14 protein-coding genes and 1 riboswitch are annotated in these 14754 nt (G+C 57.3%); of the genes, 6 read left to right on the top strand and 8 right to left on the bottom strand.

Annotated features, from left to right (window positions below; all coding sequences use genetic code 11):
* Nucleotides 1-61: 61 nt before the first annotated feature.
* The 3 genes from FA91_RS05990 to FA91_RS05980 are packed head-to-tail and all read left to right on the top strand — an operon-like array spanning nt 62 to nt 3032.
* Nucleotides 62-823 carry an endonuclease/exonuclease/phosphatase family protein gene (locus tag FA91_RS05990; protein WP_034913543.1) on the top strand — a complete coding sequence of 254 codons (762 nt, stop codon included), beginning with the start codon at nt 62-64 and terminating at the stop codon, nt 821-823.
* On the top strand, nt 820-2067 hold the full coding sequence (gene clsB, locus FA91_RS05985; protein ID WP_034913542.1) for a cardiolipin synthase ClsB: 1248 nt from the start codon (nt 820-822) through the stop codon (nt 2065-2067). Before FA91_RS05990 ends, clsB begins: the two co-directional genes overlap by 4 nt.
* Complete coding sequence (locus FA91_RS05980; RefSeq protein WP_156103059.1) at nt 2064-3032, top strand: lysylphosphatidylglycerol synthase domain-containing protein; 969 nt, start codon at nt 2064-2066, stop codon at nt 3030-3032. Before clsB ends, FA91_RS05980 begins: the two co-directional genes overlap by 4 nt.
* 54 nt (nt 3033-3086) lie before the next feature.
* On the opposite strand, the gene FA91_RS05975 is transcribed toward FA91_RS05980, so the two are convergent.
* Nucleotides 3087-3791, bottom strand: coding sequence for a Bax inhibitor-1/YccA family protein (locus FA91_RS05975; protein ID WP_034919015.1), 705 nt, complete (start codon nt 3789-3791; stop codon nt 3087-3089).
* Between the two features lie 208 nt (nt 3792-3999).
* Here FA91_RS05975 and FA91_RS05970 point away from each other — a divergent pair, with 208 nt between their 5' ends.
* Entirely contained in the window at nt 4000-5937 is a 1938-nt protein-coding gene (locus FA91_RS05970) for a methyl-accepting chemotaxis protein (RefSeq protein ID WP_034913538.1), read from the top strand.
* 14 nt (nt 5938-5951) lie between these two features.
* Here the strand turns inward: FA91_RS05970 and FA91_RS05965 are convergent, their stop codons facing one another.
* From FA91_RS05965 to moaA, 6 genes are all read right to left on the bottom strand, one after another.
* The gene (locus FA91_RS05965) at nt 5952-7058 is read right to left on the bottom strand and encodes a DUF1615 domain-containing protein (RefSeq protein ID WP_034913536.1); all 1107 of its coding nucleotides are present in this window, start codon (nt 7056-7058) and stop codon (nt 5952-5954) included.
* Between the two features lie 83 nt (nt 7059-7141).
* The gene (moaE, locus tag FA91_RS05960; protein ID WP_034913533.1) at nt 7142-7615 is read right to left on the bottom strand and encodes a molybdopterin synthase catalytic subunit MoaE; all 474 of its coding nucleotides are present in this window, start codon (nt 7613-7615) and stop codon (nt 7142-7144) included.
* 1 nt (nt 7616) lies between these two features.
* Complete coding sequence (moaD, locus tag FA91_RS05955; RefSeq protein WP_034913531.1) at nt 7617-7862, bottom strand: molybdopterin synthase sulfur carrier subunit; 246 nt, start codon at nt 7860-7862, stop codon at nt 7617-7619.
* Complete coding sequence (gene moaC, locus FA91_RS05950) at nt 7855-8340, bottom strand: cyclic pyranopterin monophosphate synthase MoaC (RefSeq protein ID WP_034913529.1); 486 nt, start codon at nt 8338-8340, stop codon at nt 7855-7857. Before moaC ends, moaD begins: the two co-directional genes overlap by 8 nt.
* Before the next feature lie 4 nt (nt 8341-8344).
* Entirely contained in the window at nt 8345-8860 is a 516-nt protein-coding gene (moaB, locus tag FA91_RS05945; protein ID WP_034913527.1) for a molybdenum cofactor biosynthesis protein B, read from the bottom strand.
* A gap of 14 nt (nt 8861-8874) precedes the next feature.
* Nucleotides 8875-9864: a GTP 3',8-cyclase MoaA gene (gene moaA / locus FA91_RS05940; protein WP_156103058.1), complete on the bottom strand. Its 990-nt coding sequence runs from the start codon at nt 9862-9864 to the stop codon at nt 8875-8877.
* A riboswitch (molybdenum cofactor riboswitch) is annotated at nt 9851-9985 on the bottom strand. It overlaps the preceding gene by 14 nt.
* Before the next feature lie 185 nt (nt 9986-10170).
* Between moaA and yvcK the strand changes: the two genes are divergently transcribed.
* A complete protein-coding gene (gene yvcK, locus FA91_RS05935) occupies nt 10171-11079 on the top strand; it encodes a uridine diphosphate-N-acetylglucosamine-binding protein YvcK (RefSeq protein WP_034913521.1) in 909 nt (302 codons plus the stop codon).
* A gap of 32 nt (nt 11080-11111) precedes the next feature.
* On the opposite strand, the gene uvrB is transcribed toward yvcK, so the two are convergent.
* Nucleotides 11112-13142: an excinuclease ABC subunit UvrB gene (gene uvrB / locus FA91_RS05930; protein WP_034913520.1), complete on the bottom strand. Its 2031-nt coding sequence runs from the start codon at nt 13140-13142 to the stop codon at nt 11112-11114.
* 869 nt (nt 13143-14011) lie between these two features.
* On the opposite strand from uvrB, the gene FA91_RS05925 reads away from it, so the two are divergent.
* On the top strand, nt 14012-14740 hold the full coding sequence (locus FA91_RS05925; protein WP_034913518.1) for an ATP-binding cassette domain-containing protein: 729 nt from the start codon (nt 14012-14014) through the stop codon (nt 14738-14740).
* The last annotated feature ends 14 nt before the right edge of the window (nt 14741-14754 follow it).

The following is a 14754-nucleotide window of genomic DNA, read 5'->3' as shown; positions in this document are numbered from 1 at the left end:
ACTCTTTTGTGACAAAGACTACACTTTACCTTTTCTCGCCGAAAAGGAGAGCGCGCACAGTATGTCACAAAACCCGGGGAAATTTTCATTAAAAGTCCTGACAATCAATACCCATAAGGGTTTTAACGCCTTTAACCGCCGATTCATCCTGCCTGAACTGCGTGATGCCGTTCGCGCAACCTCGGCGGATATTGTGTTTTTACAGGAGGTAATGGGCAGCCACGATGTGAATCAACTTAAGGTTGAGAACTGGCCGGACACACCTCATTACGAATTTTTAGCTGATACCATGTGGAACGATTTTGCTTACGGCCGCAACGCGGTTTACCCGGAAGGCCACCACGGCAATGCCGTCATGTCCCGTTTTCCGATTGCAGAATATGAGAACCGCGACATTTCCGTGGAAGGAACCGAAAAGCGCGGGCTGCTGCACTGTCGGCTCATCCTGCCCCATCACGACGTCACGCTACATGCTATCTGCGTGCACCTCGGGCTGCGTGACGCGCACCGTCACGCGCAGCTTAAAATGCTGAGCGAACTGGTAAACAGCCTGCCGCCCGACGCGCCCGTCGTGGTGGCCGGCGACTTTAACGACTGGCAACAAAAGGCGAATGCTATTTTGCAACATGAAGCCGGTATGACAGAAGTCTTCAGCCAGCGTAGCGGTCGCCCGGCACGCACATTTCCGGCGCGTTTTCCGCTGCTGCGTCTCGATCGCATTTATGTTAAAAATGCAGGCGCCAGCCATCCGCAGACTATCCCGTTGCGGCCCTGGTCCCATTTATCCGATCACGCGCCGCTGGCGGTGGAGATCCACCTATGAATATGGAATGGCGCAATGGTAACCGCCTGCGCCTGCTGGAAAACGGCGAAACCTTTTTCCCACGGGTTTTTGAAGCGATACGCCGTGCGCAGTCGAACGTGCTGCTGGAAACCTTTATCCTTTTTGAGGATGAGGTGGGCGATGAACTGCATACCGTGATCCTTGAGGCGGCTCAACGCGGCGTCAAGGTTGAAATCATGGTTGATGGCTACGGATCAAACGATCTCTCAGAGGCGTTTGTTCACAGCCTGATCACGGCAGGCGTGCGCTTCATCTATTACGATCCGCGCCCGCTGGTTTTCGGTATGCGTACCAATATCTTCCGTCGTCTGCATCGCAAAATCGTGGTGTGTGATGGCGAGATTGCCTTTGTCGGCGGCATTAACTTTTCTTCCGAGCATAACAGCAGCTACGGCCCCCAGGCCAAGCAGGACTATGCCGTGGAGGTGAAAGGCCCGGTGGTTGACGACATCACCCGCTTTGTTCAGCAGGCAATCAACAGCGAGCAGCCGGTGCGGCGTCACTGGTGGAGTCAGCGTTCACACCGCATGGCGCGAAACGCAACGCCTGGCGATGCGCAGGTGCTGTTTGTCCGGCGCGACAACGACGAGCACCGCGACGATATCGAGCAGCACTATATGGATATGCTGCACAAGGCAAAAGAGGAAGTGATCATCGCCAACGCCTACTTTTTCCCCGGCTACCGGCTGCTGCGCGAAATGCGCAGCGCGGCCCAGCGGGGCGTCAGGGTAAAGCTGATCGTGCAGGGCGAACCGGATATGCCGATTGTGAAAGTGGGCGCCGAGCTGCTTTACAACTATCTGGTGGGCGGCGGCGTTGAGGTTTATGAATACATCCGCCGCCCGCTGCATGCCAAAATCGCGGTACAGGACAACTACTGGTCGACGGTAGGCTCCAGCAACCTTGACCCGCTGAGCCTGTCGCTAAACCTGGAGGCCAACCTGGTTGTGCACGATCGCGCCTTTAACCAGACGCTGCGCGACAATCTCAACCGTCTGCTGACGGAAGACTGCCAGCGCGTTGAGGAGAGCCAGTTGCCAAAACAAAACTGGTGGCAGTTAAGTAAAAGCGTGGTGGTTTTCCACTTTTTGCGCCACTTCCCGGCCATTGCCGGCTGGTTACCCGCACACACGCCAAAGCTGGCGCAGATTTCGCCACCGGTGCATCCCGAAATGGAAACGCAGGATCGCGTGAAAAACGATAATGAGAGAGTGAAATCCTGATGGCCGATCATCCACGCTGGAAACTGGCGAAGAAAATCCTCACCTGGCTGTTTTTCATCGCCGTTATCGTGTTGCTGGTGCTGTACGCCCGCAAAGTTAACTGGCACGACGTAATTGAAGTGGTGGTCAACTACAACCGACTGGCGATCCTCGCCTCGGTGGCGCTGGTGGTGATCAGTTACCTCACCTATGGCGTTTACGATCTGATCGGGCAATCCTACTGCGGACACAAATTGCAGAAGCGCCAGGTGATGCTGGTGTCGTTTATCTGCTATGCCTTCAACCTGACGCTCAGCACCTGGGTTGGCGGCGTGGCGATGCGCTATCGTCTCTACTCGCGACTCGGCCTCGACGGCAGCACTATTACGCGCATCTTCTCGCTGAGCATCGCCACCAACTGGCTGGGCTACGTACTGGTTTCCGGCGTGGTGTTCAGCGCTGGCATGGTAGAAATCCCTTCCGGCTGGTTTGTTGGTGAAGGGGCGCTGCGGGCTATCGGCATGGGTCTGCTGGCGTTTGTGGTGGTCTATCTTGCCTTTTGCGCGTTTTCAAAACGTCGCCGCTGGACGGTGAAGGGCCATACCCTGGCGCTTCCCTCGCTGCGCATGGCGGGGATTCAGTTCGTCGTCTCCAGCGCCAACTGGCTGGTGATGGGCATGATTATCTGGCTGTTACTGGCGGAGAAAGTGGATTATCCCCAGGTGCTGGGAGTGCTGCTGATCAGCAGTATTGCCGGAGTGATTATTCATATTCCGGCCGGGATCGGCGTGCTGGAGGCGGTGTTCCTGGCGCTACTGGGCGGCGAACATGTTTCTCACGGCGCGATCATTGCCGCGCTGCTTGCCTACCGTGTTCTCTACTTTATTGCCCCGCTGCTGCTGGCGCTGGTGCTCTATCTGCTGCTGGAAAGCAAAGCGAAGTCGCTCAGGCAAAAGAACGTGCAGGAGATGGAGAAGTCCGCCTGACAGAGACAAAAAACCCCGGTCACCGACCGGGGTTTTTTATGTATATCGGCGACATTAACGACGATTGCCGAAAATACGCAACAGCATCAGGAACAGGTTGATAAAGTCCAGATAGAGCGTCAACGCGCCCATGATGGAGTAACGGCGCAGGTTCTCTTTATCGTCAACGTTAATCCCTTCCCCGATATTTTTCAGCTTCTGTGTGTCATAAGCCGTCAGGCCAACAAACACCACCACGCCGATATAAGTCACCGCCCACATCAGCGCGGTGCTCTTCAGCCAGATATTCACCAGCGACGCCAGCACGATGCCAATCAGCCCCATAAACAGCATGCTGCCCATGCCGCTCAGATCGCGCTTTGTGGTGTAACCCCAGAAGCTCATGGCGCCGAACATGCCGCCGGTCACCAGAAAAGTGCTGGCAATGGACGAATAGGTATACATCAGGAAAATACTGGCCATGGTCAGGCCGGTCAGCGCCGAATAGAGCATAAACAGCCCGGTCGCCGCCGCACCGCTCAGCTTATGCACCATGCCGGAGAGCACAAACACCAGGCCAAGCTGGACAATAATCAGGCCATAAAAGGTAATGCGGTTGGCGAAAACCAGCTCCATCACGGCGGGCGTATTGGCGGCGAACCACGAAACAAACGCGGTCAGCAGCAGGCCGCAGGTCATCCAACCATAAACCTGTGCCATATAGGTTTGCAGGCCGGTACGGGCCGAAGAAACAAGTGTGTCGTTGGGGCGCAGTGCCATGGTTGTCTCCATTTCCAGAATTAAGCTCTCCGCAAGTCTGGCACAGTCCCGTGAGCTTGCCAGCCTGTCCGGCTGTTTTTTCAGCGCGGCGCGCAAACAGTCACGCGCCACAATTAAAGCTGCGTGGTCAAATGCCGATAAATCAGATACAGGGAGATCGCTGTACAGGAAGTCCACTAACTGAGCACGCTTTTACCGGGGAACTTCCATGAACAGTCGCAAAAAGAAAATGAGCACCCGCACGATGATGCTGTTGACGGGCGCCTTAACAATCTCTCTTGGCTTTACCGTCACTATTGGCCTGCTGAGCTGGCAGTCCAGTCAGCAGCAGCGCGCGCTCGCCGAAGACTATCTCGGACAGATCGCCGAAAGCAAAGCGCTGAGCGTGCAGAAAGATCTGGAGTACGCGCGTACGGTGGCGAAGGATCTGGGCCAGAGCCTGATCGCCTTGCCCGACAGCGGGATCACCGATCGCAAGGTGGGCGAAGAGCTGATGAAATACTCGCTCAAACAGAACCCGGACTACCTCTCCATGTCGGTGATTTTTGAGCAAAATGCGTTTGACGGTAAAGACGCTGAATTCGCTAAACTTCCCGGCTCAGCGCCGGAGGGGCGCTTTGCCCGTTTTGTCGATCGCGACAGCACCGGTAAATTTGCATTGCACAATCTCGACTCCTTTCTGATGCCGGGCCAGGGTGATTACTACCTGATCCCACAGAAGCTGCAAAAAGACGTGCTGACCGAGCCTTACAGCTACGCCTATAACGGCGTGCCGACCCTGCTGACCTCGGTGGCAGCGGTGGTGATTGACGACGGTAAGCTGAAGGCGGTAGTCACCTCGGACATCTCTCTCGCCTCGCTGCAAAAAACCGTTGGCGCGATTAAACCCTGGCAGGGCACCGGCTACGCGCTGCTACTCTCTCATACCGGCCTGGTGGTCTCCAGCCCTGACAAAGCGCAGGCGGGCAAAGCCTACAAAGGTGAAACCAATAATTACTCCACCAAAGCGGTGCAGCATTTTGACGCGTCGCTGGGTGAGGACGTGCTGGAAATGTGGCGTCCGGTGCTGGTTGGCACCAGCGATCGTCCCTGGTATCTCGGCGTGGTCGCGCCGGTGAGCGCCGTGATGGCGGCGGCGAACCGCCAACTGATGCACGCGCTGATCATGATGGTTATCAGCATCGTTCTGGTCTGCACCGTGCTGGGCCTGATCTTTAACCGCAAGATTGCAAAACCGATCGGCGGCGAACCGTCTCAGGCGGCTGAAATTGCGCTTGGCGTGGCGGAAGGCAACCTGAGCGCCGCTATTCCGGTTGAAAGCCGCGATCGTCAGAGCATCTTTTACGCCATGCAAACCATGCAGCATCAGCTTCGAACTATGGTGGGTGAAATCATCTCCGCCAGCGACTCCGTTCGCCAGGGCGCAGGTGAAATCGCCGCCAGCAACCTGGATCTTGCCTCGCGTACCGAACAGCAGGCCGCCGCGCTGGAAGAGACGGCCGCCAGCATGGAGCAGTTGACGGCGACGGTTAAACACAACGCCGACAACGCTCATCACGCCACCGAACTGACCAATACCGCCACCGATATCGCCAAACGCGGTGAAGATCTTGTGCAGCAGGTTGTGCTGATTATGCAGCAGATTGATGAGAGTTCGCAGAAGATAGGCGCAATTACCAGCATTATCAATGGTATTGCTTTCCAGACTAATATTCTGGCGCTAAACGCTGCGGTAGAAGCGGCGCGTGCAGGAGAGCAGGGGCGCGGTTTTGCGGTGGTCGCCTCAGAGGTGCGCAGCCTGGCGCAGCGCAGCGCCAACGCGGTGAAAGATATTTCCGCGCTGATTGCCGAATCGACGCAGCGCGTCGATCAGGGCGTCACGCTGGTGCAGGATGCCGGGAAAACCATGCAGGAGATGAGCGGCGCGGTCAACTCGGTGAAAACCATTATCAATGAAATCGTTAACGCTTCAGACGAGCAGTCGCAGGGTATCGGCCAGGTCACCGTCGCGGTGAATCAGATGGACGGCACCACGCAGCAGAACTCCGCGCTGGTACAGCAGATGTCTGCCGCGGCGGCCTCGCTGGAAGACCAGGCGCAGCAGCTGGCGCAGACCGTTCAGCTGTTCAGGCTCAACGCCGCCTGAGGCCCGGCCCGGCGTTACTTTTGCGCCGCGCTGGCCTGCGACATACAGCGCTGATAGCGGCTTTCAACCCGCTGCGCAAACCACGCCGTCGTCAGATTGCGGGTGATCTTCGGGCTGCTCAGGGTAATGCCGGGCAGCCTTTCGCGCGGCTGCCGCGCGCCGCCATTTTTGTCCGCCAGCGCAAACACCTTCTCCCACAGATCGGTTTTTTCAAACGCCTCGCTGTCGCCCTTCTCCAGTGCGCTGCGGATCGCCCGTTCGCTCATATCCAGGCGTTTAGCGAGGGTTCGTACCGCCAGCTCGGTCGATCCGGCAGTGTCGGAACCATAAACAATCAGATCGCCGTCCAGCGCCAGTTTAATACCGCTGAGGCGCGAGACCGCCGCCTGAAACGCCGAATTTCGGCTGGCGTACCAGCCAGCATTGAAATCCGCAAAGCGATAAATCGGTCGGGTATAGCTGACCGGATACCCCAGCAGATGCAGCGTGCCGAACCAGATCCCGCCGCGTCGGCTGAACACTTCCCGGCGAATGGAGCCGTCAACCGGATACGGATAGCCCCTGGCATGCGCTTCGGCAAAGGCGATGCTGACCTGCATCGGGCCGCCGGTATGGATCGGATTAAGATTGCCGAACAGCGTCTGGCCCATCGGCACCATGTTGATGAAGTCATCAAAAATGGCGCTCAGCTCTTTTTCGCTGCGCACGTTGTCGAGGCGGTCTGTATAGCTTTTGCCGTTCGGCGATTTAATCATCAGGGCGGTACGCACCACGAAAGCGGGAATGTGCAGCTTTCCCGCGCGGCGGTCAATTTCGCCCCAGGCGATTTTCGGCAGGCCGGCCACGTTGGCATCCGCACTGAAGTTGGACTCCTGTCCGGTGACGGCGATCACCGAACAGAGATTGGCGCTGGTCGGATCCAACTGCTGACTGTTAAAGGCGGCAAAGATATCGTTTGCCCAGCCCTGGCGATCGTTCGCCTGCGGCGGAAGCAGCGCCACAATCTGCGCTTTTACGTCGGCAGGCTGGCGTTCAGGCTGCGTTTTTTTTGGTTCGCTGCTACAGCCTGCCAACACCAGCAGCGCCAGTAGCGACACACGTCGAATCGCGGAGGAGATCATCGCGTTTCCTGAATTTTTGAGGAAAGCGCTGAGGTTACACAGCGAGGCGGCTTTTATCCATTAAAAATCCCCTGCCGCACGGTTCATTTTGCTCCATTTTTCGTCTGTTGCCAGCGCGCGGCCGCATCACGGTCGCTGTCGCGCGATTCAACCCAGCGCTCGCCCTCCGGCGTCGCCTCGCGCTTCCAGAAGGGCGCGCGGGTTTTAAGGTAATCCATAATAAATTCCGCAGCGGCAAAAGCGCTACCGCGATGCGCGCCGCTGACGCCGACCATCACGATCTCGTCGCCGGGAAACAGCTCACCGATACGGTGAATGACCGTAGCACGCTGCATCGGCCAGCGCGTCCGCGCCTCAGTAACGATCTCCTCCAGCGCCTTTTCGGTCATGCCGGGATAGTGTTCCAGCGTCAGCGCAGAGACGTTATCGCCAAGGTTGTGATTTCGCACCTTACCGGTGAAGGTGACCACCGCGCCGTCTTCATCGCAGGCGGCCAGCCAGCGGTACTCTTCAGCCATATCAAAAGGAGCCTGACCGACCCGAATGCGCGTTTCCATGTCAGCCTCCGGTCACCGGCGGGAAAAAGGCCACTTCATCCCCTGCCCTCAGCGGATGCTGTGGGGAAACCAGCGTCTGGTTGACCGCAGAGAGCAGCCTGCCCGACTCCAGCGCCAGCGCCCAGCGGTCGCCCTTCGCCGCCAGCGCCGCCCGCAGCGCCTCCACCGTGGAAAACTCATCCTCGATCGCCAGGCTGGCGGTGCCAACCAGCTCGCGCACCTGCGCAAAAAACAGCACGTTAATCATTGCTTACCGCCTGAAAATCCCCGGATTTGCCGCCGCTTTTGCTTAAAAGCCGACAGCGCTCGATTGAAATATCTTTTTGTACCGCTTTACACATATCGTAAATGGTCAGCGCCGCCACCGACGCGGCGGTGAGCGCCTCCATCTCCACGCCGGTTTTACCCGTCAGGCGGCAGAGGGATTCTATGCGCACCCGGCCGTGTTGCGGCTCTGCTTCCAGCGTGACTTCAACCTTGCTGAGCAGCAGCGGATGACAAAGTGGGATGAGCTCCCAGGTTCGCTTGGCGGCCTGAATACCGGCAATGCGCGCGGTAGCAAAGACATCGCCCTTGTGGTGGCTGCCGTCGATAATCATTTGCAACGTGTCGGCGTTCATGACCACAAAGGCTTCGGCACGCGCTTCACGCACCGTCTCGGTTTTGGCGGAAACGTCCACCATGTGCGCTTCGCCTGCGGCGTTGATATGGGTAAGGTGTGACATAGCGTTACGGCTTCTTCAGATGAGCGACAAAGTTACACGGGCGGGTGCGCGCGTCGAGCTGCTGCATGATGATCTGCTCCCACGCGCTCTGGCAGGCGCCGGTCGAGCCCGGCACGGCGAAAATCAGCGTCTGATTCGCCAGCCCGGCCACCGCACGCGATTGCAGCGTGGCGCTGCCGATCTCCTCCCAGGAAACCATGCGAAACAGTTCGCCAAAGCCGTCTATCTCGCGGTCAAACAGCGGCAGAAGCGCTTCCGGCGTGCTGTTTTTACTGTGAAAACCGGTGCCGCCGTTAATCAGCACCACCTGTACGTCGCTGCTGGCAATCCAGCTGGAGACCACCGCGCGGATGCGGTAGCGGTCATCTTTTACCAGGGCGCGATCGAATACGTGATGCCCCGCGTCGATGAGGGCTTCGCGAAAATAGTCGCCGGAGGTGTCGCTGGCCGCGTCGCGGCTGTCGGAAATCGTCAGCACCGCTGCGTTAAGCGGAATGAATTCTGCTGCGGGTTTAGCCATTATTACGTTCCTTATTAACCGCCAATGAATGAGAGATTTTGCGTGACGCCGGTATTGCCCTGATGCAGGAAATGCGTCTGCTTCTTGCTGTGCAGGCTGGCGGCGATGCGTGCCTGAAGCTGCGTCTGCTGGTCGTCGGACTGAAGCAGATCGCGGAGCGAAACGCCGCCGTCGCCAAACAGACACAGATGCAGCTTGCCGGTGGCCGACACGCGCAGGCGATTGCAACTGGCGCAAAAATCTTTCTCGTAAGGCATGATCAGGCCGATTTCGCCCTGATAGTCCGGATGGCGAAATACCTGCGCAGGGCCGTCGCTGCGCGCGCGGGCCTGCTGCGTCCAGCCCTGCATCAGCAGGCGATCGCGGATCACCTCGCCGGAAATATGGTATTTGCGAAACAGCGCGCCGCCGTCGCCGGTTTCCATCAGCTCAATAAAGCGCAGTTGAATCGGGCGGCTGCGGATCCAGTCGAGGAAGGTGTCAAGGCTGCTGTGGTTGACATCGCGCATCAGCACGGTATTCACTTTGACCTTGCTGAAACCAGCCTCGAAAGCGGCATCGATGCCGCTCATTACCTGATGAAATTTGTCCTGTCCGGTGATGGCGTGAAACTGCCGCGCATCGAGACTGTCGATGCTGACGTTAAGCGCGGTCAGGCCCGCATCGCGCCATTTCGCCACGTCACGCGCCAGACGATAGCCGTTGGTGGTCACCGCCAGCTGGCGGATCGCGGCGTTTTCACGCACGGCGGCAATGATATCGGTAAAGTCGCGACGAAGCGTGGGCTCGCCGCCGGTCAGACGGACTTTCTCCGTGCCCGCCGCCGCAAAGGCGCGCGTGACGCGACGGATTTCATCCAGCGACAGGAAGCTTTTGTTGGCCGTGCCGTGCGGTTTGTAGCCGTCGGGCAGGCAATAGTTGCAACGAAAATTGCACACGTCGGTGATCGACAGCCGCAGATAATAAAAACGGCGATCGAAGCTGTCAGTAAATTGTGGCACCAGAACACCTTTCCAAATACGGGGGATGCAGGCATTTCTTTCTGCACCCTGGCAACAAAATTGTTGCGGCCTGGCCTCCATATCATGCGACGTAGGCTGTCCAGGCTAAGTGTGTTTTACCTGTTTCAGGTAGAACAGGTTGAGAAAATTCTACCGCGAATACGAACGGGTTACCAGAACGACCTTTCGTTGTATATTTTGCTATATATCGGATTTTAACCGCATTTTCCCTGCACGATAAGGTAAAATAGTCGATAACCCGCTGCGTTGCGCCGGGTCAAGTTACCGTTACAACACTGAAGGAGATTTATGCGCAATCGCACCTTAGCCGATCTCGATCGCGTCGTGGCCATCGGCGGCGGACACGGTCTGGGCCGCGTCATGTCGGCACTTTCTACTCTTGGTTCACGACTGACCGGCGTGGTCACCACCACGGACAATGGCGGTTCCACCGGGCGTATCCGGCGTTCTGAGGGCGGCATTGCCTGGGGCGATATGCGCAACTGCCTGAATCAGCTGATCACCGAGCCCAGCGTGGCATCGGCCATGTTTGAATATCGCTTTGCCGGGAACGGCGAGCTGGCGGGACACAACCTTGGCAACCTGATGCTGAAGGCGCTGGATCACCTCAGCGTCCGGCCGGTCGAAGCGATTAATCTGATCCGCAATCTGCTCAAGGTCGATGCCTTTTTGATCCCGATGTCGGAGCAGCCGGTCGATCTGCTGGCGATCGACGATGAAGGCAACATGATTTATGGCGAAACGGCCATTGACCAGATGCAGAACGCGCCACAGGCGCTCCGGCTGTCGCCCACGGTCAACGCCACGCGCGAGGCGATTGAGGCAGTAGGCGAAGCAGATTTAATTCTGATCGGCCCCGGTAGCTTTTACACCAGCCTGATGCCAGTGCTGCTGATGCCGGATATGGCGCAGGCGCTGCGCCGCACGCCCGCCACCATGGTATTTATCGGCAACCTCGGAAAAGAACTCAGCCCTGCTGCCGCGCGTCTGACGCTGGCTGATAAGCTGGCGATAATGGAAAAAGCCATCGGCAAAAAAGTGATCGATGCAGTGGTGATTGGCCCGCACGTGAACACGCAGGGCGTGGGCGATCGGTTAATTATTCAGGAGCCGCTTGACGCTGCTGATATTCCCTATCGTCATGACCGTCAACTGCTGCACACCGCGCTGGAACACGCGATCCAGTCCATTGGCTGACGGTGGCGGGCGCGGCAGATGCCGCGCCGCACTCAGGACGCAGCGATAAACAGCTCGCGCGCCTCGTGGAGCTGATCGCGAACGTGCGCCGCCTCTTCAAACTCAAGATTCTGCGCATGCTGCTGCATTTTCGCCTCCAGTTCGCGGATTTTCTTCTGGAGTGCCTGCGGCGTCAGCGCCAGCCAGGCGCTGTCATCCTCAACGATATCGCGGGCCGACTTGCTGCCGCGACCTTTGTTTTTGTTGAGTTTGTTAAGCCCCTGCCCCAGTTCGAGAATATCAGCGATTTTCTTGTTGAGGCCCTGCGGCACGATGCCGTTTTCCGCATTGTAGATTGTCTGCTTCTCGCGACGACGTTCGGTTTCATCAATAGCCCGCGCCATCGACGGCGTAATTTTGTCGCCGTACAATATCGCCTTCCCGTTGATGTTACGCGCTGCGCGGCCGATGGTCTGGATCAGCGAACGCTCGGAACGCAGGAAGCCCTCTTTGTCGGCGTCCAGAATCGCTACCAGCGACACTTCAGGCATATCCAGCCCTTCCCTCAGCAGGTTAATCCCCACCAGCACGTCGAACTCGCCAAGGCGTAAATCACGGATGATTTCAACGCGCTCCACGGTATCAATGTCGGAGTGCAGATAGCGCACCCGCTCGCCGTGTTCGGTCAGATATTCGGTAAGATCCTCCGCCATGCGCTTGGTCAGTACCGTCACCAACACGCGCTCGTTAATGGCCACGCGCTTGCGGATCTCAGACAGCAGATCGTCCACCTGGGTAGTGACCGGACGCACTTCAATCAGCGGATCGAGCAGGCCGGTTGGCCGCACGACCTGATCGATGACCTCGCCGCCGGATTTCTCCAGCTCATAGTTGCCCGGCGTGGCGGAAACGTAAATAGTCTGTGGCGCCAGCGCTTCGAACTCTTCAAATTTCATCGGGCGGTTATCCAGCGCGGAGGGCAGACGAAAGCCATACTCAACCAGCGTCTCTTTACGCGCGCGGTCGCCACGGTACATGCCGCCAATCTGTGGAATGGTAACGTGCGACTCATCGACGACCAGCAGCCCGTCGGCAGGAAGGTAGTCAAAGAGCGTTGGCGGCGCTTCGCCCGGTCCGCGACCTGACAGGTAACGCGAGTAGTTTTCGATACCGGAGCAGTAACCCAGCTCGTTCATCATCTCCAGATCGAACTGCGTGCGCTGCGAAATGCGCTGCTCTTCCAGCAGTTTGTTATTCTCCAGCAGCGTTTTTTTACGCTCGACCAGTTCAACCTTGATGTCTTCCATGGCCTGAAGAATGCGCTCGCGCGGCGTGACGTAGTGCGTTTTGGGATAGATGGTATAACGCGGGATCACCGAATCAATGTGGCCGGTCAGCGGATCGAAAATCGACAACCGCTCCACTTCTTCGTCGAACAGCTCCACGCGGAGGGCGTATTCATCCGATTCCGCCGGGAAGATATCGATCACTTCGCCGCGCACGCGGAAGGTGCCGCGCTGGAAAGCCTGATCGTTGCGCGTGTACTGCAACTCGGCAAGACGGCGCAGAATAGCACGCTGATCGATCACCATGCCGCGCGTCAGATGCAGCATCATTTTCAGGTAAAGATCGGGATCGCCAAGGCCATAGATTGCCGACACTGACGCCACCACCACCACGTCGCGACGCTCCAGCAGGGCCTTGGTGGCAGAGAGACGCATCTGTTCGATATGCTCGTTCACCGAAGCATCTTTCTCGATAAAGGTATCTGAACTGGGGACGTAAGCTTCAGGCTGATAATAGTCGTAGTAGGAAACGAAGTATTCCACCGCGTTATCCGGGAAAAACTCTTTCATTTCGCCATAGAGCTGCGCCGCCAGGGTTTTATTCGGTGCCAGCACCATCGTCGGGCGATTAAGGTCGGCAATGACGTTCGCCACGGTGAAGGTTTTTCCTGAGCCGGTTACGCCCAGCAGCGTCTGATGAGCCAGCCCATCCTCCAGCCCCTCTTTCAGACGACGGATAGCCTCAGGCTGGTCGCCGGAAGGTTTAAAATCGGAGTTGAGTTTAAAGACTTTGCTCATTACGTTACGTACCTGATGGTTAAAGCGCGGACAGGAGATTAATTCTACTCTGCTACGGCGATTTTTCCAGCAAAAAACAGTGGATATATACACAGTCCTCAAGCCGGATCCGTTTACTTACTCGCCATTTGCGCTTATGCCAAAGACGGCATTAAAAATGAGAATAGCGCGTAAACGGTTATCCCCAGAACGGGCAAGCGCTTTAACATTTGTCAAGCCTGTCGAATAAAAACTATGTCAGCAGTGTTAAGCCAATTTTTTGGCTCTTGATTTTATACAACTCATTGATTTAAAAAACTTTAGGTAACAAGGCGCGTTTCGCACCAATCTGACTCCAGGCCGCGTCCGCTCTCGCCTGGCGAGGGTTTTAAGTCACTCATGCACATGGTTATCCACAGGAATAGTGGATAACTGACGGCAGCGCCCGAACCATCTCATGTGCATAAATCGCCGCAAACAGTCCCACGCGCCTGCAAAAAAATTTTTTTCGTTTTTTTTCGATTGGCGTTTGCCTGCGGGCCGCCCTGCCTGGCACAAATCGGCCCGTTCAGCCAGCCCCCGGCGCTTTTTTTTAACGCGCGCGCCCGGGCGTTTTTTTGCTGCTGCACCGAAGAAATGCCCCGTGCGGGTGCAGCGAAGCAAATGATTAACTGTCTATCACCCGCTGGCCCTGAAAAAAGCGGCGACGGGGGCTTATTTCGCGTTGTTATCAGACAACTGGCCCATAACTTGCAATGCTGATTACACCGCTGCACGCTTTCTTTTCGCCAGTTCACGAAGCCGCGGCACGTTTAACACAACTGTTTGCAAGACGACGCAGAGCGGACGCAAGCAGAGGCGATCGAAAACTGTCTGAAGGAGAGTGGAAGATGCTCAGCTTACGTTCAATTAATCAGTTCTATGGTCAGAATCACATCTTATGGGATGTTGATTTGGATCTGTCGCCCGGTACCTGTACCGGCGTGGTGGGCAGCACCGGCATGGGCAAAACAACCCTGGTGAACTGCATTATGGGCCATTTACCGATCAACAGCGGCTCCATCACCTGGCAGGAGGGTAACCTGCCGCCGCTGGATCTGCTGCATCAACCCGTCGAGCGTCGCGCGGCGCTGGGTATCGGCTATGTGCCGCAGGGACGGCAGATCTTCTCACAGCTCAGCGTGGAGGATAACCTGCACATCGCTCTGCTCTCCGGCGCGGGCGAAGCGCGACATCGGGGCATTCCGCCGATGGTGTTTGAGCTTTTTCCACTGATCTGGTCGCTGCGCCACCGCCGCAGCGGCGATCTCTCGCTGGATGAGCAGCAACAGCTGGCGCTGGCGCGTGCGTTGGTGCTCCAGCCCAGGCTGCTGATCCTGGATGAGCCGGTAGAAGGCATGTCGCCGTGGCTGGAAGAGGAGATGGGAAATTTAATTCACCGGTTGAATCATGACTTTGGTCTGACGATTTTACTGCTGGAGCAGCGCATCTCGTTTATTCGTAAGGTGGCCGATTACTTTTTGCTGCTGCACCGGGGACGGGGCGTGGCCCGCGGCGAGGTTGCGCAGCTCAATGAGAGCATGGTGGATACCTGGCTGACCACGCAGAGCACCGGTTAACGATGCGCTGCGCG

Origin of the sequence: Erwinia sp. 9145, from assembly GCF_000745075.1 — a bacterium.
GTDB classification, from domain to species: Bacteria; Pseudomonadota; Gammaproteobacteria; order Enterobacterales; family Enterobacteriaceae; genus Erwinia; species Erwinia oleae.
Note: the sequence above shows the minus strand (reverse complement) of the source record. Positions and strands in the feature narration are given on the sequence as shown.